We start from the raw sequence: 26,924 nt of genomic DNA, 5'->3' as shown, positions 1-26,924 counted from the left end.
GGCTGGGTCGCTGCCGCCTCGGCCGCCCCGGCCCGGTGCGGCGTCCCAGGGCATCGGCCGGCGCCCGTCCTCGCCGAACTCACCGAGCATCCCGATCTCGTCGCCATAGGTGATCATCGGGATGCTCGGCATCGTCAGCAGCATCCCCGCGGCGACGTCGACCTGCCCGGCGTCGTCACCGACGAGGGTGCGCACCCGGGTCGTGTCGTGGGAGCCGACCTGGTTGAAGCTGTGCGTCAACGTGACCCACGGCATCTGCGCGGCGAACTCGCGCATCGTCTCCATGACGGCGCGGCCGCCGAGGCGGGGCACGATGACGGGCAGGCCGAGGAAGTCTGGCGCATACTCGCGGTGGCGCAGCCACGTCCACAGCGGCCGGGTGAACCCGGCGTAGTTCATCACCCCGTGCCAACCGTCGCCGAGCGCGTCGCGGGAGGTGTCGTGGCAGTGCTCGGCGACGAGCAGCGCGTCGGGGCGGGCGGTCGTCGCGGCCTCCCGCATCCGCCGCGCCACGTCGTGATAGCGATCCTGGGCGCCGTAGCGGCCGGTCATGTTGGCGACGTCGATGCGCCAGCCGTCGAGTCCGTCGGGACCGGTCAGCCATTTGCGGACCACGCCCTGCGGGTCCTCGAAGACCCGCCGGATCAGCTCGGCCGAGTCGTAGTTGAGCTTCGGGAGCGACTTGACGTCGAGCCATGCGACATAGCGGTCACCGTCGAAGAAGTAGTAATCCCGTTCCGGCGCAGCCGGATCGGCCTGGGCGGCGCGGAACCACTCATGGCCGGCTCCGGTGTGGTTGGTTGTGAAGTCGCCGAGGATGCGCATGCCGCGCGCGTGCACCGCCGCCGCGAGCTTGGTCAGTGCCTCGTCGCCGCCCAGGATCGGGTCGACACGGTCGAAAGTCGTTGCGTCGTAACGGTGATTGGAGCGGCTGGGGAAGACCGGCGTCAGATAGACGACGGTGGCGCCGAGGGTCTCGATGTGGTCGAGGTGCTCGGCGATGCCCACGAGATCGCCGCCATACAGCTGCCGTCCGGTGCGGCGGCCGCGGCCGGCGACCGGGGTGTCCCACGAGACGGGTTCGGCCCAGTCGGGCGTGGGCCGGGCGTCGGCGGATGCCGAGCGGGCGAAGCGATCGGGGAAGATCTGGTAGACGACGGCGTCGTCGCTCCACGCCGGCGGCGGATCGTAAGTCGTGATCCGGAAGTCCGCGGCGTCGGGCACGTCGCGCTCGTGCAGGCCGGTGCCGTTGAGCCACTGGTAGCCGAGTTCGCCGCCTTGGAGCAGGAAGCGGTAGTGCGCGACGGGGTTGTGCACGACGAGCGGCACCCGCCACCACGTGTCGCTGGCGGTATGCCGATCCACCACTCCCGCAGTGAATTTCGGCTCGGCGTCGTGCGTGGTCCGCACGTGCAGGCTGGTGACCGACGCCGCGTGCGGCACCCGCACGTAGAGGTCGACGGTCTCTCCCAGCCGCGGGTGCGGCTGGGAGAGGTACCGAAGGGAACCGTCGTGGTGCGGGGTGTCGAGGAGGTGAGCCGCGGGGCTCACTTCACCGAACCCTGCGTCATACCGCCGATCAGGAACTTCTGGAAGCCGAGGTAGAGCAGCACCACCGGCAGCGACGCGAGCAGCGCGCCCGCGGCGAACTGCCCGAAGAGGCGGTTCTTCTCGTTGCCGATCGACATGCTGTAGAGCCCGACACCCAGCGTCTGGGAATCGACGTCCTGCAAGAAGATGCTCGCGAGGAGGAACTCGCTGAACAGGCCGACGAAGCTGAGCATGAAGACGGTCACGAGGATCGGCATGACCAGACGCAATGTCATCGTGAAGAAGATCCGCGCGTGGCTGGCGCCGTCGACCTTGGCGGCCTCGTCGAGTTCCTTGGGGATCGTGTCGAAGTAGCCCTTGAGGAGCCAGACGTTGGCACCCATCGCTCCGCCGAGATAGGCGAGGATGAGCGCCCAGATCGAGTTCAGGCCGAGCGCCGGGATGATGTCGCCGAGCTTGGCGAAGGTGAGATAGAGCGCCGGGAAGGTCAGCATCGCCGGGAACATCTGCAGCAACAGCAGGGCGAGCAGGCCGGGACGGCGGCCGGCGAAGCGCAGCCGCGAGAAGGCGTATGCCGCGCAGGCCCCGATGAAGACCGAGCCCAGCGACCCCACCAGGCTGATGATCATAGAGTTTTTGTACCAGCTGGTGTAGGGCCGGGAGGCGTCGTTGAACAGGGTGTCGAAGTTGCCCATCGACATCTCTTTGGGGATCAGCGAACTGGTCTGCAGCGAACCGGCGGGGTTGAGCGCCGCCGAGACGAGGAAGACGATCGGGAAGAGCGCCCAGATCAGGGCGAGGACGCCCAGCAGGTGGCGCCACCAGGTGCTCCCCCCCACATCACGCGGGGCCTTGGACGTGGCGGCGCGACCCTCGGGGATCGCGACGGCAGCGGCATCGGTGACATTCGACATGGTCAGTTGACCTCTTCCAGTTGCGCGGTGCGCCGGAAGCCCGAGTAGCTCATGAGCGCGACGATGAAGAAGATGAAGATGCAGACCGCGGAGGCCAGGCCGATGTTCGGGCTGGCGCCGGAGAACGCGAGCCGGAAGGCGTAGGTGATCAGCAGGTCGGTGGAGCCGATGCTCGTGTCACCGGACTGGAACGGCCCGCCCTGGGTGAGCAGGTAGATCAGGCTGAAGTTGTTGAAGTTGAACGCGAAGGAGGCGATCAGCAGCGGGCCGACCGCGACCAGCAGCAACGGCATCGTGATCGAGCGCAGGGTCCGGAAGGGACCGGCACCGTCGATCTTCGCGGCCTCCTTGACATCGCTCGGGATCGACTGCAGTGCGCCGGTGCACACCAGGAACATGTACGGGAAGCCCAGCCACAGGTTCGTGATGAGGATGGCCGCCTTGGCCGCCCAGGCGTTGCCGAGCCAGTCCACATTCAGGTGGGTGAGGGTGTTGACCAGGCCGAACTCCTGGTTGAACATCGAGGCCCACACGAGCGCGGTGACGAAGCCGGGGATGGCGTAGGGCAGGATCAGCAGCGAGCGATAGAAGCCCTTGCCCTTCAGCTTCGGGTCGTTGAACAGCAGCGCCAACAGCATGCCGAGCAGGAAGGTCGACAGCACCGAGATCGCGGCGAAGGCGACATTCCACAAGAAGATCTTCAAGAAGCCGGCGCGGATCGTCTCGTTGGTCAGCAGGGTCTTGAAGTTCTTGGTGCCGACGTTCTCCTTCCATCCGGTCGCGAGGGTCTTGCCGTCCGGAGCGGTGAAGTAGGCGTTCTTCGGGGAGTAGACGACATTCGGTGTCACGGAGGTGTCGGTCATGGTGTCGGCGGCCGCGTCGTACTTCAGCGTCGGGGCACCCTGGAAGGCGGCGCTGATACCGACCGATTTGATGCCCGCGGTGTCCGACACCGGCACCGCGAACGCCTTCAGGTCCGCGCTGCGCTTGTTGGCCTCGCGGGCGTTGAGGATCGTGTAGCCGGGAGCCTTGGTGATCTTGCCGGTGTCGGTCTTCTCGACCCCGTCGGCGGGCAGCGGCTCAAGGCCCTTCTTGGTGCCGACATAGGTCGAACCGTCCGGCTTCGTCAGCAGGAAGGCGAGATCGGCGGTCGCGACGTCACCACCCTCGGGGACGGCGATGGACAGCTTGAAGCGTTCGCTGCCCTCGACCTCCTTCACCGAGTTGGCCACGTTGATGTCGATGGCCTCCTGCTTGCTTAGCGTGTGGCCCTGGCCGTAGTTGGTGAACGCGGTGGCGACCGTGTAGACGATGGGCCAGATCTGCAAGCTGACCAAAAGGATCAGACCGGGGAGCAGGTACTTCATCGGGATCGCCCGGCGGGTCGCATAGACCGCGAGGATGCACAACAGGATGAAGGCGGTGATCACCACCCCCAACCACGACCCGTTGGCGACCAGGCGTTGCACGACGTAAGCGGCAAGGGCCAGGGCGGCGGCGATCAGGCCCCATTTGAGGGCACTAGCCCACCAGGGTGTGTTGTAACCCGAGCCGAGCTTGACGGGCTCCAGGGTTTGGGGGACAGCGGCCATGGTTCAACTCCCGGGACGGGCGCCTCACGGACGAGGCGGGGACAGCGGCATACGGGCCAGCGACAGTGGTGGCGCCGGGGGAGTCGGCGCGCTGGAAAGCAGAGGGGGACAGCGGGGACCGGGCGTACGCCGGCGCCTTCTGTCGGCGCGGGATCCGCGCCGGGTGGTCCCACGAGATGTTCGTGGGGCCACCCGGGCGCCGGGTTTCCGTCGGCTCGTCAACGAGCCGACAAGGCTGAGATCAGCTCGCCTTCTTGATGTTGGCGACGATCTCCTTCTGGGCGGCGTCGAAACGCGCCTTCGGCTCGGCCTTGCCCGCGATGACGTCGGCCGCGGCCTGACCCAGCGGACCCCAGACGGAGTTCATCGCGGGGATGTTCGGCATCGGCTTGCCGTCCTTGCCGGCCTCGTACCACGCCTTGACGTCCGGGTCCGCCGCGGCGACCTCCTCGTAGGCCTCGGTCAGGGCCGGCGGGCGGCCACCGGCCTCGAACATGGCCAGCTGGAATTCCTTGGTCGGGACGTAGTTGGTCACGAACTCCTGCGCCAGGGTGGCGTTCTTGGCCTTGGAGGAGACGTAGAACAGCTGGATGCCGAGGAAGGGCTGCATCGCGTCGCCACCGGTCAGGCTGGGCAGCGGGGAGATGCCGTAGTTGATGCCGGCCTTCTTGATGTTCGGGATCGACCACGGGCCGGTGATGAAGAACGGGGCCTTGCCACCGGTGAAGATGCCCTCGGAGTTGTCGTCACCGACGTTGGTGGACAAGACCTTGTCCTTGCCCATCTTGGCCAACTGCTCGGCGCCCTTGATGGCCTCCGGAGAGTTGACGATGACCTTGTCGGCGTCGTAGTCGCCGTTGTCCTTGAGCGCGAAGATGCCGCCGCCGAAGGCCGACAGCCACGGGTAGGTGTAGTAGGCGTTGCCGGTCTTGCCGACGGGCTGGTCGAGCAGGACCGAGATCTTGGGGTCCTTGGCCTTGGCAGCCTTGGCGGCCTTGAGCAGGTCGTCCATCGTGGCCGGGGCGTCGGGCGCCATGTCGGTGTTACGGACCAGCGCGATGTTCTCGACGGAGAACGGCACGCCGTAGTTCTGGCCGTCGAACTTGCTCGCGGCCACCGCGGCGGGGGCGAACTTGGCGGCGGTCGCATCGTCGAGCTGGATCGGGGCGACAGTGCCGTTCTGGACGAGCTCGCCGAGCCAGTCGTGCGCACCGACGACGATGTCCGGGCCCTTGCCGACCTTGGTGGCGTCACCGAACTGCTTGCGCGTCTCGGCGGCGATCTGGACGGCGACCGTGACGCCGTTCTCGTCGGCGAACTGCTGGGCGTACGTGGTCAGGATGGGCGCACGGTTGGCGTCGGCCCAGATGACGAGGTCGGCGTCCGCACGGGACGGGTCCTTGGCGTCGACCTCTTCGGGAGCGGCGGTCTCGCTGGCGCTGGCCGATTCGGACGCAGATGCGGACTCCGAGGCGGACGCGGTGTTGCCCGCGGAGGCGCTCGACGAGGTGGTCGAACCGCTGCTGCCGCAGCCGGCCAGGACGAGAGCGGCGGCACTGGTCAGAGCGGCCGCGCCCAACGCACGCTTGTGCATGTGGTTCTCCTACGAACTCTGCAGGGCGCCACGATGCAACCCTGACGATGGTGGAGCCAGCCTACACCCGACTTGGCAGTTCTGTCGATGATCTGCAAAAAATTTCATTCTCTGCGCAAAAGATCTCGAAAGAGTAACGGCTATACCGGCGGAATTTGAACGGACAAACGCTGGCGTCCCGGGGCGTCATACGGCAGACTAGTCAGGTCCGGGACACCGATGTCCCGTGGCGTTCCACCTTTACAACGGATCGTCCGGCACGTTCCTGCCGGTGAAGGAGTACTGCCTCATGGCAACCGTCAAGTTCGACCAGGCCACCCGGGTCTACCCCGGCGCCACCCGCCCCTCCGTCGACAAGCTCGACATCGACATCGCCGACGGCGAGTTCCTCGTCCTCGTCGGCCCCTCGGGCTGTGGCAAGTCCACCTCCCTGCGCATGCTGGCCGGCCTCGAAGAGGTCAACGGCGGCAAGATCTGGATCGGTGACCGCGATGTCACCAACCTCTCCCCCAAGGACCGCGACGTCGCGATGGTCTTCCAGAACTACGCGCTCTACCCGCACATGACGGTCGCCGACAACATGGGCTTCGCCCTCAAGATCGCCGGGGTCAACAAGTCCGAGATCGACACCCGCGTCAAGGAAGCGGCCAAGATCCTCGACCTGACCCCCTACCTCGAGCGCAAGCCGAAGGCCCTCTCCGGTGGCCAGCGCCAGCGTGTCGCCATGGGCCGCGCGATCGTGCGTTCCCCGCAGGTCTTCCTCATGGACGAGCCGCTGTCCAACCTCGACGCCAAGCTGCGCGTGCAGACCCGCACCCAGATCGCCTCGCTGCAGCGCCGCCTCGGCGTCACCACCGTCTACGTCACCCACGACCAGGTCGAGGCCATGACGATGGGCGACCGGATCGCCCTGCTCAAGGACGGCATCCTGCAGCAGTGCGCCACACCGCGCGAGATGTACGACCGCCCGGCCAACCTCTTCGTCGCCGGCTTCATCGGCTCCCCCGCCATGAACCTCGTCTCGGTGCCGGTCACCGGTGACGGCCAGGTCAAGTTCGGCAGCCACGTGCTCCCCGTCGACCGCGCCGCCCTGGCGTCGGCCGGCAAGGAGGTCATGGTCGGTGTCCGTCCCGAGGACGTCGAGGTCACGACCAACGACGACGGTATGCCGCTGACCGTCGAGCTCGTCGAGGAACTCGGCGCCGACGCCTACGTCCACGCCGTCCCGAAGGACTCCGCCATGAAGATGTACGGCGAGGAGGAGGGCGTCTCCAAGCCCTTCGTCGCCCGCGTCGACGGCCGCAGGGTCCCGCAGAAGGGCGAGACGATCTATGTCTACCCCAACGCGGACCACGTCCACGTCTTCAACGCCGAGTCCGGTCAGCGCCTCGGCTGACAGCCCCTGAAGAGCGCGGTCCTCGCTTGCCGAGGACCGCGCTTTTCGCTGCCCGCAGGGGCCGTCAATCCTCGGGGAGGAGGCGGTGTGCCTCCTCCCCCATGAGGTGCTCGCGGACCGCGGCCCCGAGGAAGCGGAACGTCCACTCCTGGGCCAGCTTGCGGTTCTCGGCGAAGACGATCGGCACGCTGGGCCAGCGGACCTGGCACTCGCCGAGCATGTCGGCGACGAGAGCCGGGCGCACGTGCCCCAGCTTGAAGATCGACGAGTACCGGTCTTCGACGACGACGGAGGCACGCGGCATACCGGCAAGATCGGCGAGCCGATAGGCGAGGCGACCGGAGGTGAGCGAATTTGCCAAGTCCTCCAACGATTTTCGCTCGACCACCGCGACCAGCATGTCGTCGACGAAGCTGGCATAGTCCCCCACCGGCAACGCCCGCTTGGTCGTCGTGGCCTGCTGGTGGGTGAACTTCCAGGCATAGCGCTCGCGGGTGTCGACGACGATCTCGAGGTGCTCCAGGCCCCCGGCGCGAGCCGTGGGGAGGTCGACATTCGGGCGCGCGGCCTTGGCCACCCGTGCGGTCTGCCAGAAGATCATCTCCCGGCCGCGGGCCCGGGTCAGCACGAACTGCGAGCGCGCCTCGCGGGTGCGGTCGGCTTCGATGTCGATCGCGGGGCCGCGGCGCGAGATCGACCGCAGCTCAATGGTTTCCACGATGTCCGGGTCGTCGGGCCAGGCCGCGTCGTGGCGGTGGCAATAGACCTTCGCCGTCCGCGGCCAGGTCTCACGGGTCCGCAAGACGATCCCCGCGCCGAGGGGGATCCGCACGATGAAGGGCAGGCTGGAGTCCGGATCGGGGTTGCGAGCGATGAGCAGCGGCTCCGGCACAGATCCCACCGTATTGGACTCGGTGGGGGAGAATCTGGCCGTGGCCCTCGACATCACCGCGGCACGCCCCGACCCGGCGCTGCTCGACCTGCCCTGGCGACTGCCCCTGGAGGAGTGGCCGGAGGAGATCCTGGCCGCGCTCCCCCGCGGCATCTCCCGGCACGTCGTGCGGTTCGTCAAACTCGGCGGGCGGGTGCTTGCCATCAAGGAGATCAAGCCCGAGCTGGCCATCCGCGAATATCACATGCTGCGCAACCTGGGCCGGCTCGGGCTGCCGTGCGTGGAGCCGTTCGCGGTGGTCCAGGGCCGCCTGGCCCGGGACGGCACCCCGCTCGATGCCTGCCTGGTCACGCGTCATCTGCAGTTCTCACTGCCCTACCGGGCGCTCTACAGCCAGGCCCTGCGGCCCGACACCGCCCACCGGCTCATCGACGCACTCGCCGTGCTGCTCGTGCGGCTGCACCTGGCCGGCTTCTGGTGGGGGGATGTCTCGCTCTCCAACACCCTGTTCGTCCGCGACGCCGGGGCGTTCGCGGCATACCTCGTCGACGCCGAGACCGGCGAGTTGCGCGAACGGCTCTCGGACGGGCAACGCGAACACGATCTCGACATCGCCCGGGTCAATATCGCCGGCGAACTCTTCGACCTGGAGGCCGGTGAACTCCTCGACGGCGAGGACCCGATCGAGACCTCCGAACGACTGGTCACCCGCTATCAGGAACTGTGGGCCGAGCTGACCGAGGTCGAGCAGTTCACCCTCAACGAGCGGTGGCGCGTCGATGAGCGGATCCGCCGGCTCAACGACATCGGCTTCGATGTCGACGAACTCGCGATGACGACCGACATCGACGGCACGACCATCAGCATCCAGCCCAAGGTCGTCGACGCGGGACATCATTCGCGCCGGTTGCTGCGCCTGACGGGGCTGGACGTGGAGGAGGGACAGGCCCGCCGCCTGCTCAACGACCTGGACGCCTATCGCGTCGCGACCGACCAGGTCGACACCGACGAAGAACTGGCCGCCCACGACTGGCTGACCACGATCTACGAGCCCATCACGCGGGCGATCCCGCCGAACCTGCGCGGCAAGCTCGAGCCCGCGGAGTTCTTCCACGAGATCCTCGAACACCGATGGTACATGGCCGAGGTGGCCGGCCACGACTTCCGCATCGAGGACGCGGCGATCGACTACGTCGCCAACGTCCTGCCGAACAAGCCGGACGAGAAATCGGTCCTCGGCGCCGACACCGGCGCCATCCCGATCCTCGCGACCGACACCGCACCCCTGCCGATCGTCACGCGTTCCCGCAATCGCTGAACACGACAGCGGCCGCCACCCACGAAGGGTGGCGGCCGCCGCCTCCTCAAGCGTTCAGGAGTGGATCCGGACAGCTCAGGCAGCACCGTCCAGCTGGTCCTGGACCAGTTTCTTGGCGCCGGTCATGATCGCCACGCCCTCACCCATGTCGTGCGACTGCGGGGTGATGACCCCGGCACAGCCGCCAAGACGTTGGATGTGGATGCGGTCCGCCGCCTCCCAAACGTGCGGCATGTTGTGGGAGATCAAGATGATGCCCAGGCCACTCTCGCGCAGCTGCTTGATCATGTCGAGCACCATGCCGGACTCCTTGACCCCGAGGGCGGCGGTCGGCTCGTCGAGGACGACGACCTTGCTCCCGAAGGCGGCGGCCCGGGCCACAGCGACGGCCTGCCGTTGGCCACCGGAGAGGTTCTCGACGGCCTGACCCATGTTCTGGATGGTCTGGATGCCGAGGTTCTGCACCGATTCGCCGGCCCGCCTGGCCATGCCCCTCTTGTCGAGCATCCGGAACACCGACCCTAAGGGGCCGGCCCGGCGCTCTTCACGCGCGAGGTAGAGGTTGCTCGCGATGTCGAGGGCAGGAATGACGGCCAGCTGCTGATAGACCGTCTCGATGCCTGCCTCGCGGGCATCCTGAGGGCGCTTGAAGTGCACTTCCTGACCGTCGAGGTAGACCGTGCCGCCGGTCGGCTCATAGGCGCCCGTGAGGCACTTGATCAGGGTGGACTTGCCGGCGCCGTTGTCGCCGATGACCGCGAGGACCTCGCCCTTGTACAGGTCGATGTCCACGCCGTCCAAGCCGACGACGTGACCCCACTGGATCCGCATGCCGCGGCCAGAGAGCACCGGCTCGGCGTCATAGATCGATCGCTTCTCCTCGGGGATGTGGTCGATCGACAGCGGTAGTCTTGCGACTGCCATTTACTTCACCTTCCTGATCCACTGGTCGATGGAGACCGCGATGATGACGAGCAGGCCGATGGCCAGCAGCCGCCACTGTTGGTTGACGCCCGCCAGCGAGAGGCCGAAGGCGAACGTCTGGACGATGATGGCCCCGATCAGGGTGCCGATCAGCCGGCCGCGGCCGCCGAACAGGCTGGTGCCGCCGATGACCACGGCGGTGATCGAGTCCAGGTTGGCGGTCGGGATGGCGTTGGGGGTGGCCGCCCCGGACCGGCCGATCAAGGCCCAGGCCGCGATGCCGTAGATGAAGCCGGCCACGGTGTAGACCTGCAGCAGCACCCGTCGCGACGGCACACCGGACAGGCGCGCCGCTTCCGGCTCGTCACCCACGGCATACACGTGCCGGCCCCAGGCGGTCTGGGACAGAACGAAGCCGACCACGGCATACAGCAGGATCACCAGCAGCACGCCATAGGTCAGCCGCAGCCCACCGATCGAAAAGCCCTTGCCCAGCCAGTTGAGGAAGGCCGGCAGGTGCGAGGCCTGGATGCTCGAGCCGCCCGAATACAGCAGCGCGATGGCGGTGAAGATCGACAAGGTGCCGAGGGTCACGATGAACGGTGGCAGTTTCATCCGGGTCACGAGGATCCCGTTGAGCAGGCCGGCGAGCGTGGCGAGCCCGACGCCGATGATCAAGGCGAGCAGGCCCGGCATACCGCCGTCCTTGGCCAATGTGGCCATGACCATCATCGCCAGCACCGTGATCGCGCCCACGGACAGATCGATGCCGGCCGTCAGGATCACCAGCGTCTGGCCGATGGCCAATGCGGCCACGATCGCCATCTGCTGGATCAGCAGGCCCATCGAGCCGGCGGTCGCGAACCGGGGGTTGAGGATCGTGAAGGCGATGAAGGAGAGGATCAGGATGACGAGCGGGCTGATCCACGGATAGAGGTGCAGGGCGTTCTGCACCCGCTGCAGCGCGGACTGCTGCCGCCCAGAGAACTGGGCGGCAGCATCAGAGGAGGCAGTCGACATCGATCAGCCTCAGTTGCCCCAGCAGATCTTGGCGCCCTCGTCCGCAGTGATGCTCTCGACACCGTCCGCGGGCGTGTCGGTCACCAGCGCCACGCCGGTGTTGTAGAAGTCCAGGCCCTCGGTGACGGCCGGCTTCTCGCCGCCGCGGGCGATCTTGGCGATCGCCTCCATGCCGAGGGTGGCCATCTTGAGCGGGTACTGCTGGGCGGTGGCGCCGATGACGCCGTCCTTGACCGACTGCACGCCGGCGCAGCCACCGTCGATGGAGACGATCATGGCCTTCTTGCCCTCGGCCTGCAGCGCGGCGTTGGCGCCGACGGCCGTCGGTTCGTTGATCGTGTAGACGACGTTGACATTGGGGTTCTTGGCGAGACACTTCTCCATCGCGGTGCGGCCGCCGTCCTCGGCGCCGTTGCCGGGCTCGTTGCAGACGATCTCGTAGTCGCCGCCGGAGTACTTGCCGGTCGGTGCCTCGTCGCCGTTCTTCTTGCCGTCGGCGACGTCGATGCCCATGCCCTCGAGGAAGCCCTGGTCGCGGTTGTAGTCGACGGAGACGATCTTGTCGTTGAAGAGGTCGAGCAAGGCTATGGTGGCCTTCTCGCCCTTCAGCTGCGCGGCCGCCCACTTGCCGATCAGCTGGCCGGCGAGGCGGTTGTCGGTGGCGAAGGTGATGTCGACGGTGTCGGCCGGGTCCGGCGGGGTGTCGAGCGCGATGACGTAGAGCCCCGCGTCGCGGGCGTTCTTGATCGCGGCGTTCACGCCCTCCGACATGGGGGTGATCAGGATGCCCTTGTCGCCGCGGGCGATGGCCTGCTCGATGGCCTCGATCTGGCCCTGGTCGTCGCCCTCCTGCTTGCCGGAGGCGATGGTCAGCTCGACGTTGTTCTTGGCGGCGTCGGCCTGCGCACCCTTCTGCATGGCGACGAAGAAGGGGTTGGTGGAGTCCTTGGTGATGAGCGCGACGCCGACCTTCTCACCGGAGCTGCCGCCACCGGTGGCCGAGCCGGAGCCCGAGGCGGCTGCCGAGCCGGCTCCCGAGCTGGTGGGGTCGGATCCGCCGCCGCAGGCGGCGAGCGCTAGTCCTAGACCGAGGGCTCCGACGGTGGCGGTGATGCGGCGCGCGGCCTGCTGGGAACGGACCATCTTCATTGATGCGACCTCTCAGTTGGGCGCGGTGACCGCGCCTTCCGGTGACGCGAACCCCTGTGCCCGCGCCTGACAACGTTGTCGAGACGTTTTCTACCGCGTGCTCTTGCACGGCGTCAACCGATCGAGTACAAAATGTGATGTGGACGTGACAACGTTGTCAGGTGGCCAGGGGTGAATGAAGCACCTCGGCCCCGGCGCGCAGCCCCGGGACGCTCGACGATGCGGGATGTCGCGGCGGCCGCGGGGGTCAGCCTCAAGACGGTCTCCCGGGTTGTCAACAACGAGCCGGGCGTCACCGGGGCGGTGCGCGAGCGGGTCCAGGCCGCGGCGGAGCGTCTCGACTATCGTCACAACCTCGCGGCGAGCAATCTGCGCAGGTCCGGTTCTCGCACCGGGGTGATCGGGGTGCTGGTCCAAGACGTCGCCAACAGCTATTCCGCCGGCCTGCTGCGAGCCCTCGAGGATGCCATGCGGGTGCACGACGTGATGCTCGTCGCCGGCAGCCTCGACGAGACCACGGCCCGCGAGCGAGCCATGGTCACGAACCTGATCAGCCGCCGCGTCGACGGGCTCGTGATCGTGCCGGCCAGTCCCCGTCAGGACTACCTCGAACCAGAGATCCGCGCCGGTTTGCCCATCATCTTCGCCGACCGGGCGCCACGCGGGATCGACACCGACTCGGTGATCGTCGACAACGCCCTGGGCGCCTACCAGGCGGTCGACCATCTGCTGGCACGCGGCCACCGGCGGATCGCCGTGCTGACCGATTCGGCGAGCATCGCGACCGCCGACGAACGCGTCCGCGGAGCCCGCGCCGCGTTCGCGAAACACGGCCTAGAACTCCCGGGCGACCTGCTCGTGCGTGGCCACGCGGACCAGCAGGGCGCCGCCGCGACCGTGCACCGGCTGCGCGAACTGCCCGACCCGCCGACGGCGATCTTCGCCGGGCGCAACGCGATCAGCAAGGGCACGCTGCAGGCGTTGGCCGAGCGGGGGGAGCGCGAGAGCGTCGCCGTCGTCGGCTTCGACGACTTCCCGATGGCCGACCTGCTCCAGGTCACGGTGATCCGCCAGGATGTCGCCAAGCTCGGTGCGCTCGTGGCGGCCCGGCTGCTGGAGCGCATCGCCGGCGACACGACACCGCCGATCCGCATCGTCCTGCCCCCCACCCTGATCCCCCGCGGCTCGGGGGAGATCCCCCCGCCCGCTGCGTAAGAACGCCGAAGGGCCACCCCCTGCACGGGAGTGGCCCTCGGCGTCGAAGCGGCCTCAGTACTTCGGGGCGCTCATGGAGTTGTAGTAGGCGGAGGATTCCTTCTTCCACATCATTGCCATCGCGGCGGCACCGATGAGGATGCTCAGGACGCTGAGCACGCGCGAGATCAGCGGCTGAGTCTGGGAGAAGGAGAAGAGGAAGCTCAGCAGTGAGATGACGAAAAAGACCGTCGCGACGATGCGCGCCCACGACTTGCCCTTGCCGTTGGCCGACGCCATCCAGAACCACAGACCGGCACCGAGCAGGCCGAAGAGGATGCCGACGCCGAGGCCGACGTTGACGGCAGCATCGATCGTGGACTGCGACACCCCGGCGTCGTTCTCTTTCATCTGCTTGGTCACCTCGTCGCGGAGGGTGTCCATCATCAGGAACGTGGCCAGCAGGCTGAGGATCGAGAGCACACCGCCGGCCTGCATGAGCTTGACCGCCGTGTCCATCGCACTCGGGCGGGCCATGGGCGCCGGCGGGGTGTAGCCGGAGCCGGGCATCGCGTTCATACCGCCGTATGCCGGGGGCACCGGCGCCTGCCCCTGCGGGTAGGCGCCCTGGTTGCCATACGCCGGGGGCGGGGGCGGCGGCATACCACCCTGCTCCTGCGGGTTGTTCGGGTCGTAGTTCGACATCGCGTTTCCTTGCGTTCTGCCGGCCCCCAAGGTGGCGACCGTTCGGACGTGACGCATCGATCGTATGCCGACCGGCGTGGCGAATCCGGGAACCGTGGCGGCCCGCGCCGTCAGGCCGGTCGTCGGGAGCGGGCGATCTCGTACAGGGTCACGCCCACGGCCATCCCCGCATTGAGCGACTCGACGGCGCTCGTCATCGGGATGGAGACGATCTGATCGCAGGTCTCGCGGACCAGCCGCGAGAGGCCCTTGCCCTCGGAACCGACGACGATGACCAGCGGCTCGCTGGCGAGCGCCAGCTCGGGCAGGTCGACGTCGCCGTCCATGTCGAGGCCGACGACGAAGAAGCCCTGCTTGCGATAGTCCTGTAGCGCCCGGGTCAGGTTGGTCGCCTGGGCGACGGGGATGCGGGCGGCCGCGCCGGCGCTGGTCTTCCAGGCCGAGGCGGTCATCCCGACCGAACGGCGCGACGGCACGAGGACTCCGTGCCCTCCGAATGCCGCGACGGAGCGGATGATCGCGCCGAGGTTGCGCGGGTCGGTGATGCCGTCGAGGGCGACGATGACCGGCACGCCCGGCTTTTCGGGGTCGATCAGGTCGCCGGGGTGGGCGTAGCTGTATGCCGGGACCTGCAGTGCCAGCCCCTGGTGGACGGCATCGTCGGTGATCCGGTCGAGTTCGGTGCGCGGGGTCTCGAGCATGGGTATGCCGCGCTCCCCCGCGATCTTGATGACCTCGCGAACGCGGTCGTCGGAGTCGATGCGGCTGGCGACGTAGAGGGTCGAGGCCGGGATGTCGGTGCGCAGCGCCTCGAGCACCGAGTTGCGGCCCGCCACGATCTCGGTGCCGCCCTTGGCTTTTCGCTGCGGGGAGCGGGATCCGCCGGCGGGTCGGGTGCCGGTGCCCGGGCGCGCTGCCCCGGCCCTCTGCGCGGCCTTGTGGGCCTTGTGGTTGGGCCGGTCGGCGGCCTTGGGCGTGGGGCCTTTGCCTTCGAGGCCCTTGCGGCGTTGCCCGCCGGAGCCGACGAGGGCACCCTTCTTGGACCCTGGCTTGCGGGTGGCGCCGCGTCGGGAACTGTTGCCGGGCATCAGTTCTCGCCCCCGTGCTTGACCAGGCTCCACCGGGCCCCGGTCGGGGTGTCGTCGATCTGGATGCCGACGGCGTGCAGCTGGTCGCGGATCGCATCGGCGGTGGCGTAGTCGCGGGCGGCCCGGGCGCCGGCGCGGGCGGCGAGCTGGGCCTGCACGAGGGCGTCGAGAGCATCGGCGGCCTCGCCCTGGCCGGGAGTGTCCGAGCCGGACCAGTTCGGCGCCAGCGGATTGACACCGAGGATGTCGGTCATGGCGATGACGAGCCGTGCCTCCTGGGCGGCGACCTCCGCCTCGTCCTCGTCCAGCGCGATATTGCCGGTGCGCACGTGCTCGTGGACGACCGCGAGGGCCCCGGAGACGCCGAGGTCGTCATCCATGGCAGCAACGAAATCCTCCGGCAGGATCTCCGTGCCCGTCGGCTGTGCGGTGTGCTCGCCGGGCAGCGCGCGGCGCAGGAATCCCTCGATCCGGTCGACCGCCGCCTCGGCCTCGGCGAGGGAGCCCGCGTGGAACTCGATGGTCGAGCGGTAGTGGGCGGCGGTGAGGTAGTAGCGCACGGCGAGCGGGCGGGCGTGCTTGGTCACCTCGGCGATCAGGAGCGAGTTGCCGAGCGACTTGCTCATCTTCTCGCCGCTGATCGTCACCCACGCGTTGTGTAGCCAGTAGTTGGCGAAACCCATTCCGGCGGCACGGGATTGGGCCTGCTCGTTCTCGTGGTGCGGGAAGCGCAGGTCGACGCCGCCGCCGTGGATGTCGAAGGTGTCGCCGAGATATTTGCGCGCCATCGCCGAGCACTCCAGGTGCCAGCCGGGGCGGCCCACCCCGTAGGGCGTCGGCCAGCTCGCGCTCTCCGGCTCGGTCGGCTTGCTGCCCTTCCAGAGGGCGAAGTCGCGGGGGTCGTGCTTGCCGCGGGGGTCGGCGTCCTCCGCCGCCGCCATGTCCTCGACCTTCTGCCGCGTCAGTTCGCCGTATGCCGGCCAGCTGCGCACGTCGAAGTAGACGTCCCCGCTGCCGTCCGGGGCCGGATAGGCATGCCCCTTCTCGATCAGCACCCGCATCAGCTCGATCATCTCGGGAACGTGGCCCGTGGCGCGGGGCTCGTAGGACGCCGGCAGCACCCCGAGGAGCTCCAGCGCCTCGCTCGTGAGTCGCTCGTTGCGGTAGGACAGCGCGAACCAGTCCTCGCCGGCCTCGGCGGATTTGGCGAGGATCTTGTCGTCGATGTCGGTGACATTGCGGATCAACGTCACGTCGTAGCCGTGCCCGCGCATCAGCCAGCGGCGCAGCACGTCGAAGGCCACGGCGAAGCGAACGTGCCCGATGTGCGGCGGCGCCTGCGTCGTCAGGCCACAGATGTAGATGCCGACCTGGCCGGGGGTCACCGGGACGAAATCCCGGATCTCGCGGGCGGCGGAGTCGAACAGGCGCAACGTCACCGGTCAAGGCTACCTGCGCCCCGTCCCTCCCCGCCTCCGCCTATTCATGCGTAGCCCGGGCGGACGATTACATTCCGGACACTCGTCCAGTTTCTTGCCCGTTGGAGATGCGTAATCCGCCCCGAGGTGGGACGCTGAGCCGATCGGCCAGTACTCCCGCGCGGAATGGGGATTCCTATGAGTGATGTCAGCCGTCCGTCCAGTCTGGACGCGGAGCAGGTGGGCTACAAGCAGACCCTCGGACGCCGGCACGTCCAGATGATCGCCATCGGCGGCGCAATCGGGACCGGCCTCTTCCTCGGGTCTGCCTCCCGGCTCAACAGCACCGGTCCGGCCCTGCTCTTCAGCTACGCCTTCGTCGGCGTCATCGCCTACTTCCTCATGCGCGCCCTCGGTGAACTCGTGCTGCACCGCGCCACCTCTGGCGCCTTCGTCTCCTATATGCGCGAGTTCTATGGCGAGTTCTGGGCCTACCTGACCGGCTGGATGTACTGGATCAACTGGGCCCTGACCGGCATCGCCGAACTGTCCGCCGTCGGCCTCTACATCCAGCACTGGTGGCCGGACTTCGCGACGTGGAAGACCGTGCTGATCTCCCTGGCCGTGGTGCTCATCATCAACCTGCTCTCGGCCCGGGCGTTCGGGGAGTTCGAGTTCTGGGCATCGGTGGCCAAGGTCGCCGCGATCCTGGTCTTCCTCGCCGTCGGTCTCGTCGTCGTGATCGGCCGGATGGACATCGGTGACCACAGGGCGGGTTTCTCCAACTTGTGGTCCAACCCCGGCGGCTTCTGGCCGCATACCGACGGCTTCAACTGGTACGGCCCGATCATGGTGATGTCCGGTGTCGTCTTCGCGTATGCCGCGATCGAGATGGTCGCCGTCGCCGCGGGCGAGATGGAGGATGCCGAGCGCGAGGTGCCCAAGGCCGTCAACGCCGTCATCATGCGGATCGCCGTCTTCTACTGCGGCTCGATCCTGCTCCTGGTCTCGATGCTGCCGACGAGTGAATACAAGGCGGGCATCAGCCCGTTCGTCACCGTCTTCGGCCGGATGGGCCTGGACTGGATGGGCAGCGTCATCCAAGCGGTGCTGATCGTCGCCGCAATGTCGTCGCTGAACTCCGGGCTCTACTCGACCGGCCGGGTGCTGCGCAGCCTCGGCGTCGCCAAGCAGGCACCGGCCTTCACGTTGAAGATGAGCAAGTCCGGTGTCCCGTGGGCCGGCATCGTCATGACCTCGATCGTCTACCTGTTCGGTGCCATCCTGAACGCCCTCACCCCGCACGCCTTCGAGATCGCGCTGGAGGCGGCCGCGCTCGGCGTGCTGTTCACGTGGGGGACGATCTTCGCCTGCCAACTGCGGCTGCGCAAACTCGTCAACAAGGGGGTCATCCCACCGAGTCCCTTCCAGGCGCCCGGCTTTCCATGGACGAGCTATGTCGGCCTGGCCTTCCTCGTGTACGTCGTCCTCGCGATGGCGATCAGCGGATGGCAGTCCAGTCCCTACTTCTGGGGCAAGACCAACTTCATCGTCGTTGTCATCGGCATCCCGCTCATCGGTGCGCTGCTCCTCCTCGGGTGGATGATCGTGCGCCCCAAGGTGGTTGCCAATACCGGCAACCGGCTCGGCCCCGTTTGGTCCGACGACGGCCCGACGTATGCGGATGCCCGCCCCGTCGAACCCGCCCAACACCCCTGAGCGAGAAGGGTAACCGACATGAACTCCTGGAACCGACGCACCGTCACCCTCCTCGCGGGGCTAGCGGTCGTTGCCGGCGCGGGCGCCTGCGACTCCGGCTCGTCCCCGACCACATCCACGACGCCCACGGCCAGCGGCACCGGGACGATCAAGATCGGCGTCTCGACCGACGAGCCGGGCGTCTCGCTGAAGGAGGGCAACACCTACAGCGGGTTCGACATCAAGACCGCCGAGTATGTCGCCGGCAAGCTCGGCCTGACGCCCCAATGGGTGCCGATCGCCCAGGCAGACCGCGTCAGTGCGCTGCAGAGCGGTGAGGTCGAGATGGTCGTCGCGACGTTCTCGATCACCGACGAGCGCAAACAGCAGGTCGACTTCGCCGGTCCCTACTTCGTCGCCCACCAGGACCTGCTGATCCGGCTCAACGATCAAACGATCACCCGGCCCGAGCGCCTCGACGGCAAGATCTTGTGCTCGGTCACGGGGACGACCTCGGCCGCATACGTCCAGTCACACTATGACAAGGCCAAGATCACGCTGCGCGAAGTGCCGTCCTTCTCCGAGTGCGTACGCAACCTGGCCAATGGCGACGTGGACGCGGTGACCACCGACGACCTCATCCTCGCGGGCTTCGCCGCCACCCCCGAATACAAGGGCATCTTGAAGGTGCTCGGCTTCGGCTTCACCGACGAGACCTACGGCATCGGCATCAAGAAGGGCAACACCGACCTGGTCACCAAGGTCAACGGGGCACTGAAGGAGTACATCTCCTCCGGCGCGTGGAAGCAGGCGCTCGAGGAGACGGTCGCCCCGTCCGGGTACAAGATCCCCAATCCGCCTACGGTGGGCTAGTGCACGACCGCGACGACCTGAGGGCAGCTCTCGAGACGCACGAGCCGTTCAGTTCGGCCTCGCCCGAGGTCCGCGAGCGTGTGATCGCCAGTGCCGAGATTGCACCGTATGCCGCTGGCACGCTCGTCCTCGACGCGTTCTCCGACCCGTCCTCGGCGGTGTATCTCATCCTCGACGGGCAGGTGGGCCTGTGGAATGACGCCCGCAAACGACCCCTCGAACCGGACGAAATCCTCGGCCCGGGAAGGGTTTTCGGCTTCTCGGCGATGATCACCGAACGATCGGTGGGACCGAAGGCCATCGCGTTGACGCAGGCGCGGGTGGCACGGTTGCCGGGCGAGCACGCCGCCGCCGCTTTCGTCACCCGGCAAGGTGCTCGCTTCCTCGCGGACAACCTGCTGCCGCATCACGAGGAGACCTTGCCGACGCGGGCGACGGGGTACCAGCGCCTCGGCGACCTGATCGTCGAGTCGCCCCTGCAGGTCCCCGCCTCGGCGTCGATCGCGGAGGTGGCCAAGGCGATGACCGATCAGGGCCGCACCTGCGCCGTCGTGACCCTCGACGACGGATTCGGCCTGGTCACCGACGCCTCGCTGCGTGAACGGGTCCTCGTCGACGGCCTGCCGCCGACTGCTCCGGCGCGCGACGCTCTGGACCGGACCGCGCTGCATACCCCCGAGGACACCTCGGCCGCCGAGTCACTCGTCGGCCTGATCGAGGCGGACGCCGAGGCGATCGTTGTCACTACCCAGGACGGCCGGCTCGCAGGGGTCGTCACGATGCGCGAGTTCGCGTTGTCTCCTGCTGCCGCCGATCTGGCTGTGCACCAACAGCTTCGGCGGGCACCGACGAGCGCGGACCTGACCCGCCACGCCCAGGAGATCCCGTCGCTGCTGCGCCATCTGCTGCGCCGCGGGCTCGGCTCCGGGCGCGTGATCGCGGTCTATTCGAGCCTGATCGACGCGATCATCCACCGGGCCATCGAGATCGAACTCGCCAAGCGCCCCGACCTGCCTGCCGACGGCTTCACGTGGTACGCCCTGGGCAGCAACGGCCGCCGCGAAGCGGTGTTGTCCTCGGACGTCGATTCCGGGGTGGCCTTCGCCGACGGCACGAGCCCGGAGTTGATGTCGGCCTATCGCGAGGTCTTTGCCCAGGTCGACGTCGTGCTCATGGACGCTGGCTTCACCGGAGACGCCCATGGCGTGAGCGCCCGACACGAGATCCTGTCGCGCACGGACTCGGAGTGGCTGGCCGCGGCGCGTGGCTGGCTCGCCGACCCGGTCGCCGACAAGGGGGCGATCATGACCTCCTTGCTCGTCGACAGCCGGCCCATCACGGGGGCCCAGCGGCGGGTGGCGGCCGAGTTCGTTGCGAGCGAGCTGCGGTCGCATCCGGGCACGATGCGGCTGCTGCTGCTGGATGCCCTCGACCGGCGGGCGAAGTGGCGCTCGATGCTGGAGGGCTGGCGCGGGCCGGTGCGCTACGACCTGAAGGATCACGCGATTCTGCCGCTGGTGAACTTGGCGAGGTGGGGCGCGTTGGCGGTCCGCTCGACGGCCCTGTCGACGCCGGATCGGCTGCGAGCCTGCGGCGGGACCTCGATTCTGCCTCAGGCTCAAGCGAATTCGCTGATCGAGGTGTTCGAGGTGCTGCAACGGCTGCGGCTGCGCTATCAGTTGTTGCAGGTCGCCGACGGCGCGCGGGCGAGCGACGCGGTGCTCATCGACCAGCTCTCCCCGATCGATCGCAGCGTCGTCGCGCAGGCCGTGCGGGAGATCGCGACCGCGCAGAAGCGGCTGGCGAACTTCTCCGCCTACGTCGACACCGACGAGTGGACCCGCCCAGCCCAGGGGTGAGCCCGATGACGATCGAGCGCCGGTATGCCGTCATCGGCGATGTCGCGGGGCATTATGCGGACCTCACGCAGGAGTTGCGCCGGCTCGGCGCCGACCCGGAGGCGGGGACCCTGCCCCCCGATCTGATCGTCGTCCAGGTCGGCGATCTGATCCACCGCGGGCCGCAGTCGGACGCCGTGGTGGCGCTGGTCGACCACTTCATACGCACCGCGCCGCAACAGTGGATCCAACTCATCGGCAATCACGAGGCGCACTATGCGCGCGCCCAGGTCTTCGAGTGGCACGAGCAGATCTCGGCACGCGCTATCTCCGCAATGCGCGCCTGGTGGCACGAGGGCATCATGCAGGTTGCGACGGTCGTGCCGAGCGCGACGGGAGACCTGCTCGTCACCCACGCCGGGGTGACCGAGCCGTTCTGGCGGGAGGACCTCGGTGCTCTTCCCGACCCGTATGCCGTGGCCGAGCGCCTCAACCAGATGGGGCGCTTGGGCCGGAAGGCGGTCTCCCGGCCCGGCGAGATGCTCACCGACCGCGTTGTGCCACGGGTCGGTCCGCTGTGGGCCTCCGCGGGCAGCGAACTGGTGGCCAGCTGGGTCGGCCACCGCCTCCCCTTCGGCCAGGTGCACGGCCACTCATCCTGTTACGACTGGCAGCGCAGCGCCTGGCGCCCGTCCGTGCCCTCCGGTGCCCACATCCACCTCGACCACGACGCCGGCCACGAAACCGTCACCCTCGACGGCGGCGTCATCATCGGCGTCGACCCCGGCCACGGCGCCCGCGCCCACACCGCCTGGCGCGCCTGGGTGAGCCAAGGAACCTCTGCTAGCAGAGGCTAGTCACATCAGCAGACCTTGCTAGGTGTGCGGATTTGAGCAACCTCTGCTGAGTTGGCGCTCTGCTGAGTCGGCGCCGATCGCCGTGCGCGACAGCGCCGTTGGCCCGCGCCACATTGCAACGACAGCCCTTTCTTGGCCCAGCCAATCCGGCGGACCACTCACAGGCCGCGCCCCGCGGCGCTCCCCGGCGCAGGCCGACGGCGGCGGCCCTCGGCGCTACTTCTCGACGACCACGGTCACCCGGCGGTTGAGAGCCTGGCCCGCCTTGGTCTCGTTGCTGGCGACCGGGTTCTGCTCGCCGTGGCCGGCCGAGGTCACGGTGACCCTGCCGCCGAGCGCCGCGTCGAGGCGGTCGCGGACGGCGTCGGCCCGGCGCTGCGAGAGCCGCAGGTTGTATGCCGTCTCTCCCACGTCGTCGGTGTAGCCGTCGATCCGCACGCGCGTCGCCTTGGCCGCCTCGAGCTTGCCGACCAATTCGGCGAGCGCCGCCTCGCCGTTGGGCGTGATGTCGGACTCGTCGAACCGGAACAGGACGTTGGCGTCGAGCCGGAACCGCTTGCCGTCGAAGTCGGTCAGCGAGCCGTCGAGATTGGCCGTCGGCAGCACCAGCGTCTGGACCTCGGCGGTGATGTCGAGGACGGGCAGTTGCGCGGGCGTGCCCTCCGCGGGGACGACCACCGGCGGTGCGGTCGGGGCGCCGGATGCGGGCGCCGTCAGCCCGATCGCCAGCGCCGCAACCAGGATTCGCGCCCTCATGCGCGCGTCACCGGCACCTTGGCAAACGTGCCCACGTTGGGGATGGACACGTCGACCGTGGTGGTGCTGTCCGGCGGGGCCGCGAAGACCGCCTCCAGCACGACGTCGCTGCCGGCCCCGATTACCTGTGCCCCAAGGGAGCTGCACACGCAGTGGCCGTCCTTGTCTCGCGCCGGCAGGTAGCGCTTCTTGGCGGCGGCATCGAGCACATAGACGCCGTCGACGATTCCTGCTCCCGCTTCCAGCGTCTTGTCCAGCTTGCCCTCGTCGGGATTGCCGGCGTAGAAGTAGGTCCCCAACATCCAGCTCTCCGCGGAGTCGCTGCGTGCGGAGAATGTGACGGTCATCAGGTCGGCGTTGACCGTCACCGAGTTCAACGACACCTCCATCCCGTTGCCGTTGCCATCCTTCGCGCCCTTGCGGGTGCCGATGACGGGCAGGGGTTCGGCAGCCGGCCCGGTGGCCGAGGCGGATTGGCTCGCCGGCTGGGGGACGCTCACATCGCCCGTGGCCGCGCTGCCGGTCGACGCCGTGTCGGCCGCCGCGGAGCCCGCCGCAGAGCCCTGGTCGGTCGCGGTGACGGTCACCGGTGCGGTGGCCGTGTCCGATGATCCGGTGCACGCCGACATACCGGCGATGGCACCCAACGCTGCCACGAGGGTCACGGTTCGAGATGTGCGGGAACGGGTTGCGAGAGAAGAGGAACGGTTCACGAGGCGACCTCCGGTGCGGGCGCGGCGAGCACCCCCTGCGGTGCCGCCGTCGCCTCGAACCTAGGGCGGATTCGCCGATCCCGCACCCGGAACGCAGCCGGTGTGTGGATAACTCGGGTCAGGCGAAGTCGGAGCCGGTGGCCTCGGCGCCGATCGTGCTCGAATCGCCGTGACCGGTCAGCACGACCGTTTCCGGCGGCAGCACCAGGAGGCTGTCGCGGATGGAGGCGAGGATCGTCGGCTTGTCGCTGTAGGAGCGGCCCGTCGCGCCCGGCCCACCCTGGAAGAGGGTGTCGCCGGTGAAGACCAGGCCGAGCGAGGCGGCATACAGGCAGACCGCGCCGGGCGCGTGACCGGGCGTATGCAGCACCTCCAGCTCCACGTCCCCGATCGAGAGGCTCTCGCCGTCGGCGAGCTGTTCGTCGGGCTCGGTTCTCGGATAGGTCAGCTCCCAGAGCACCTGATCGGCCGGGTGCAGCGCGATCGGGGCGCCGGTGGCCTCGCGCACGGCCGGGGCGGCCGTGATGTGGTCATTGTGGGCGTGCGTGCACAAGACCGCCCGCACCGACCGATCGCCTACCGCCGCAAGGATCGCTGCGGCATCGTGGGCGGCGTCGATGACGAAACACTCGGCATCGTCACCGACGATCCACACGTTGTTGTCGACCTCCCACTCCCCGCCGTCCAGGGCGAAGATGCCGGAGGTGATCACCCGCTCGACCCGCACTCCGCCGGGCGAGGTGGCCACGACCTCGGCCCTGCCCGCCTCCGAACTCATAGCTCCACCACCGAGCGCAGCACCTCGCCCTTGTGCATCTTGTTGAACGCAGACTCGATGTCCCCCAACCCGATTCGCTCGCTGACGAAGGCGTCGAGCGGGAAGCGGCCCTGCTGATAGAGGCTGACGAGAGTCGGGAAGTCACGCGTCGGGAGGCAGTCGCCATACCAGCTGCTCTTGAGCGACCCGCCGCGCCCGAAGATCTCGATGAGGGGCAGCTCGAGCTTCAGGTCAGGGGTCGGCACCCCGACGAGCACCACCGTGCCGGCCAGGTCGCGGGCGAAGAACGCCTGCTGGTAGGTCTCCGGCCGGCCGACGGCCTCGACGACGACGTCCGCGCCATACGACCCGGTCAGCTCGCGGATCTTCTCGACCGCGTCCTCACTCGTGGAGTTGATCGTGTGCGTCGCGCCGAATTCCTTGGCCCACTGCAGCTTTCGGTCGTCCACGTCGACGGCGATGATGGTCGTCGCGCCCACGACCTTGGCTCCCGCGATGGCGGCATTGCCCACCCCGCCGCAGCCGATGACGGCGATCGAATCGCCCAGCCCGACGCCTCCGGTGTTGACCGCCGCGCCGAAGCCAGCCATCACGCCGCACCCGAGCAGGCCGACGACCGCCGGGTCGGAGGTGGCGACCTTGGTGCACTGACCGGCGGCGACGAGGGTCTTCTCCGCGAAGGCGCCGATGCCGAGGGCCGGCGAGAGCACGGTGCCGTCGGTGAGCGTCATCTTCTGGGCGGCGTTGTGGGTGTCGAAGCAGTACTGCGGCTTGCCCTTGTGGCACGCGCGGCACTCACCGCATACGGCCCGCCAGTTGAGGATGACGAAATCCCCCGCTGCCACCCCGGTCACTCCCTCACCGACCGCCTCGACGATGCCGGCGGCCTCGTGACCGAGGAGGAAGGGGAAATCGTCGTTGATGCCGCCCTCGCGATAGTGCAGGTCGGTGTGGCAGACGCCGCAGGCCTGCACCTGCACCACCGCCTCGCCGGGACCCGGGTCGGGGATGACGATGTCGGTGACCTCGACGGGTGCGCCCTTGGCGCGGGCGATGACGCCTTTGACGGTCTGCGGCATGTGCGTACTCCTTCGGTCGACTCCCGCCTACTCTCGCCGCGACCGGGCCCGCGTGCAAGGGACGGTGGGCGACGGCATACCAAAATCGTTGCGGGAGTGGGGAAAGCCGACTTTCCGCAACGGAAAGACTCGTCGTATGCTGACGTGGTGCCCCATCCCGTCTTCGACCCGCTCATCCACGAGCCGACGCGCCTGCAGTTGTGCGGGCTGCTCGCGCGGGTCGAGGAGAGCGACTTCGCGACGCTGCGGGAGGAGTTGGCCGTCGCCGACTCGGTGCTCAGCAAGCACCTGTCGGCCCTCAAGGCCGCCGGATATGTCACCGTCGAGCGGCGGTTCGGGGCAGGTCACGGTCGCGGGTATGCGGTGCTGACAGACGCCGGGCGGCACGCCTTCTGCGGGCATATCGCCGAGTTGCAGCGGCTCGCGCGGGTCGCCTCACCGCGCGGGCGCCGGGACCGGGTTAGATCAGTCCCGTGACGATCATTGCGGCGGCCGACGGCTCGGCCTTGGGCAACCCCGGTCCGGCGGGCTGGGGCTGGTTCATCGACAAGGACACCTGGGCCAGCGGGGGGTGGCGGCACGGGACCAACAACATCGGCGAGCTGACCGCTGTGCTCGACCTGTTGCAGCAGACGGCCGGCACCGACGAGGACCTGATGATCTGGTGCGACTCGACCTATGTCATCAACTCGATCACCAAGTGGATGCCCGGCTGGAAGGCCAAGGGGTGGGTCAAGAAGGACGGAAAACCCGTCCAGAACCTCGAGATCATGAAGGCGCTCGATGCGGCCATGGCCGGGCGGCGGGTGCAGTTCAAGTGGGTCAAGGGGCACACCGGTCACGAGCTGAACGAAGAGGCCGACCGGCTCGCGACCGCCGCCGCGCTGGCGTGCCAGCAGGGGCGCACTCCCGACGCCGGGCCTGGATTCACCGTGCATCCGGGGCGGAAGTGGGCGCACGCCCAGGAGACCCTCGACGCCCCGGACACTCCGGCGGTGACGGGTGACGCGCCCACCAGCCCCGAGGCAGAGGTGATCGAACTCGAACGCGCCCTGCTGACCCCGGCCGTGCGGTCCAACGCCAAGGCCATGAGCTCGCTGCTGCACCCGCAGTGGAGCGAGATCGGTTCGTCCGGACGGCACTGGACCCGCGAGGAGGCGCTCACCATGGGGCCGTTGCCCGGGCCGGTGTCGCTGGACGTCATCTCCGCCGAGCGGCTCAGCGACGAGTTGATCCTGCTGATCTGGCGCAGCACGAGCGAATCCGGTTCGCGGCTGCGCAGCTCCCTGTGGCAGCGCACCCCCGCCGGCTGGCAGCAGCGCTTCCATCAGGGCACCCCCGAGCCGCAGGCGTGATCGAGGCGAACTCCGTCGGTTAGCGCGAACAGCGTCGGTTAGCGCGAACTCCGGCAGATATTTCTGACGCCGTTCGCGGTTTCCCACGCCGTTCGCGGTTTCTCACGCAGTTCGCGTCTTCCCCAGGTGGGCACCGAGGTGCGCCACGAGGACGAGAGCGGCGAGGGCGAGGGCCCACGCGGCATACCCGGAAAGCGCGAGCAGCGCGACGCCCGAGCCGAA

The 26,924-nt window shown here is 68.3% G+C and carries 24 protein-coding genes; 9 read left to right on the top strand and 15 right to left on the bottom strand.

The window, feature by feature from the left end; translation table 11 throughout:
* From BN11_RS09855 to BN11_RS09840, 4 genes are all read right to left on the bottom strand, one after another.
* Window positions 1-1,551 (bottom strand): glycoside hydrolase family 13 protein (locus BN11_RS09855; RefSeq protein ID WP_053084056.1); only part of this gene is annotated, 1,551 nt, incomplete at its 3' end.
* The gene (locus BN11_RS09850) at window positions 1,548-2,465 is read right to left on the bottom strand and encodes a sugar ABC transporter permease (protein WP_083433662.1); all 918 of its coding nucleotides are present in this window, start codon (window positions 2,463-2,465) and stop codon (window positions 1,548-1,550) included. The genes BN11_RS09855 and BN11_RS09850, both read right to left, overlap by 4 nt.
* Window positions 2,466-2,467: 2 nt before the next feature.
* A complete protein-coding gene (locus BN11_RS09845; protein WP_083433661.1) occupies window positions 2,468-4,057 on the bottom strand; it encodes an ABC transporter permease subunit in 1,590 nt (529 codons plus the stop codon).
* 241 nt (window positions 4,058-4,298) lie between these two features.
* Entirely contained in the window at window positions 4,299-5,651 is a 1,353-nt protein-coding gene (locus BN11_RS09840) for a sugar ABC transporter substrate-binding protein (protein ID WP_048697133.1), read from the bottom strand.
* A 289-nt stretch (window positions 5,652-5,940) separates the two neighbouring features.
* Here BN11_RS09840 and BN11_RS09835 point away from each other — a divergent pair, with 289 nt between their 5' ends.
* A complete protein-coding gene (locus tag BN11_RS09835; RefSeq protein WP_048701181.1) occupies window positions 5,941-7,047 on the top strand; it encodes an ABC transporter ATP-binding protein in 1,107 nt (368 codons plus the stop codon).
* A 64-nt stretch (window positions 7,048-7,111) separates the two neighbouring features.
* Here BN11_RS09835 and BN11_RS09830 read toward each other — a convergent pair whose 3' ends face one another.
* Window positions 7,112-7,939 carry an ERCC4 domain-containing protein gene (locus BN11_RS09830; RefSeq protein ID WP_048697131.1) on the bottom strand — a complete coding sequence of 276 codons (828 nt, stop codon included), beginning with the start codon at window positions 7,937-7,939 and terminating at the stop codon, window positions 7,112-7,114.
* 40 nt (window positions 7,940-7,979) lie between these two features.
* Between BN11_RS09830 and BN11_RS09825 the strand changes: the two genes are divergently transcribed.
* Complete coding sequence (locus BN11_RS09825) at window positions 7,980-9,257, top strand: DUF4032 domain-containing protein (protein ID WP_048701180.1); 1,278 nt, start codon at window positions 7,980-7,982, stop codon at window positions 9,255-9,257.
* Window positions 9,258-9,332: 75 nt separating this feature from the next.
* Here the strand turns inward: BN11_RS09825 and BN11_RS09820 are convergent, their stop codons facing one another.
* The 3 genes from BN11_RS09820 to BN11_RS09810 form a co-directional block, all read right to left on the bottom strand.
* Window positions 9,333-10,088 carry an ATP-binding cassette domain-containing protein gene (locus tag BN11_RS09820; RefSeq protein ID WP_235435600.1) on the bottom strand — a complete coding sequence of 252 codons (756 nt, stop codon included), beginning with the start codon at window positions 10,086-10,088 and terminating at the stop codon, window positions 9,333-9,335.
* A 93-nt stretch (window positions 10,089-10,181) separates the two neighbouring features.
* The gene (locus BN11_RS09815) at window positions 10,182-11,201 is read right to left on the bottom strand and encodes an ABC transporter permease (protein WP_048697128.1); all 1,020 of its coding nucleotides are present in this window, start codon (window positions 11,199-11,201) and stop codon (window positions 10,182-10,184) included.
* Window positions 11,202-11,210: 9 nt separating this feature from the next.
* A complete protein-coding gene (locus BN11_RS09810; RefSeq protein ID WP_048701178.1) occupies window positions 11,211-12,344 on the bottom strand; it encodes a substrate-binding domain-containing protein in 1,134 nt (377 codons plus the stop codon).
* 225 nt (window positions 12,345-12,569) lie between these two features.
* On the opposite strand from BN11_RS09810, the gene BN11_RS09805 reads away from it, so the two are divergent.
* Complete coding sequence (locus BN11_RS09805; protein WP_048697125.1) at window positions 12,570-13,565, top strand: LacI family DNA-binding transcriptional regulator; 996 nt, start codon at window positions 12,570-12,572, stop codon at window positions 13,563-13,565.
* Between the two features lie 54 nt (window positions 13,566-13,619).
* Here BN11_RS09805 and BN11_RS09800 read toward each other — a convergent pair whose 3' ends face one another.
* The 3 genes from BN11_RS09800 to cysS form a co-directional block, all read right to left on the bottom strand.
* The gene (locus BN11_RS09800) at window positions 13,620-14,249 is read right to left on the bottom strand and encodes a hypothetical protein (protein ID WP_048697123.1); all 630 of its coding nucleotides are present in this window, start codon (window positions 14,247-14,249) and stop codon (window positions 13,620-13,622) included.
* Window positions 14,250-14,359: 110 nt separating this feature from the next.
* Complete coding sequence (gene rlmB / locus BN11_RS09795) at window positions 14,360-15,337, bottom strand: 23S rRNA (guanosine(2251)-2'-O)-methyltransferase RlmB (protein ID WP_048697120.1); 978 nt, start codon at window positions 15,335-15,337, stop codon at window positions 14,360-14,362.
* Window positions 15,337-16,776 carry a cysteine--tRNA ligase gene (cysS, locus tag BN11_RS09790; protein ID WP_048697117.1) on the bottom strand — a complete coding sequence of 480 codons (1,440 nt, stop codon included), beginning with the start codon at window positions 16,774-16,776 and terminating at the stop codon, window positions 15,337-15,339. The genes rlmB and cysS overlap by 1 nt, the downstream gene beginning before the upstream one ends.
* 177 nt (window positions 16,777-16,953) lie before the next feature.
* Here cysS and BN11_RS09785 point away from each other — a divergent pair, with 177 nt between their 5' ends.
* The 4 genes from BN11_RS09785 to BN11_RS09770 are packed head-to-tail and all read left to right on the top strand — an operon-like array spanning window position 16,954 to window position 22,021.
* Entirely contained in the window at window positions 16,954-18,474 is a 1,521-nt protein-coding gene (locus tag BN11_RS09785) for an amino acid permease (protein ID WP_048697115.1), read from the top strand.
* Between the two features lie 18 nt (window positions 18,475-18,492).
* Window positions 18,493-19,326: a glutamate ABC transporter substrate-binding protein gene (locus BN11_RS09780; protein WP_048697113.1), complete on the top strand. Its 834-nt coding sequence runs from the start codon at window positions 18,493-18,495 to the stop codon at window positions 19,324-19,326.
* Window positions 19,326-21,185 carry a putative nucleotidyltransferase substrate binding domain-containing protein gene (locus BN11_RS09775; RefSeq protein ID WP_048697111.1) on the top strand — a complete coding sequence of 620 codons (1,860 nt, stop codon included), beginning with the start codon at window positions 19,326-19,328 and terminating at the stop codon, window positions 21,183-21,185. The genes BN11_RS09780 and BN11_RS09775 overlap by 1 nt, the downstream gene beginning before the upstream one ends.
* 5 nt (window positions 21,186-21,190) lie before the next feature.
* Window positions 21,191-22,021 (top strand): metallophosphoesterase, encoded by an 831-nt coding sequence (locus BN11_RS09770; RefSeq protein ID WP_048697108.1) that lies wholly within the window; start codon window positions 21,191-21,193, stop codon window positions 22,019-22,021.
* 216 nt (window positions 22,022-22,237) lie between these two features.
* On the opposite strand, the gene BN11_RS09765 is transcribed toward BN11_RS09770, so the two are convergent.
* The 4 genes from BN11_RS09765 to BN11_RS09750 form a co-directional block, all read right to left on the bottom strand.
* A complete protein-coding gene (locus tag BN11_RS09765) occupies window positions 22,238-22,777 on the bottom strand; it encodes an OmpA family protein (protein WP_048697106.1) in 540 nt (179 codons plus the stop codon).
* Complete coding sequence (locus BN11_RS09760) at window positions 22,774-23,442, bottom strand: hypothetical protein (RefSeq protein ID WP_048697103.1); 669 nt, start codon at window positions 23,440-23,442, stop codon at window positions 22,774-22,776. Before BN11_RS09760 ends, BN11_RS09765 begins: the two co-directional genes overlap by 4 nt.
* 166 nt (window positions 23,443-23,608) lie before the next feature.
* Window positions 23,609-24,268, bottom strand: a complete 660-nt coding sequence (locus BN11_RS09755) for an MBL fold metallo-hydrolase (RefSeq protein ID WP_048697100.1) — start codon at window positions 24,266-24,268, stop codon at window positions 23,609-23,611.
* Complete coding sequence (locus BN11_RS09750) at window positions 24,265-25,347, bottom strand: S-(hydroxymethyl)mycothiol dehydrogenase (RefSeq protein ID WP_048697098.1); 1,083 nt, start codon at window positions 25,345-25,347, stop codon at window positions 24,265-24,267. Before BN11_RS09750 ends, BN11_RS09755 begins: the two co-directional genes overlap by 4 nt.
* 147 nt (window positions 25,348-25,494) lie before the next feature.
* Here BN11_RS09750 and BN11_RS09745 point away from each other — a divergent pair, with 147 nt between their 5' ends.
* Window positions 25,495-25,824: a transcriptional regulator gene (locus BN11_RS09745; RefSeq protein WP_048701177.1), complete on the top strand. Its 330-nt coding sequence runs from the start codon at window positions 25,495-25,497 to the stop codon at window positions 25,822-25,824.
* Window positions 25,821-26,702: a ribonuclease HI family protein gene (locus BN11_RS09740; protein ID WP_048697096.1), complete on the top strand. Its 882-nt coding sequence runs from the start codon at window positions 25,821-25,823 to the stop codon at window positions 26,700-26,702. The genes BN11_RS09745 and BN11_RS09740 overlap by 4 nt, the downstream gene beginning before the upstream one ends.
* Window positions 26,703-26,924 lie beyond the last annotated feature (222 nt).

It is taken from the genome of Nostocoides australiense Ben110, from assembly GCF_001050535.1.
In the GTDB taxonomy this organism is placed as follows: Bacteria; Actinomycetota; Actinomycetes; order Actinomycetales; family Dermatophilaceae; genus Nostocoides_A; species Nostocoides_A australiense.
The sequence above is the reverse complement of the archived record's forward strand: the minus strand, read 5'-3'. Positions and strand labels throughout refer to the sequence as shown.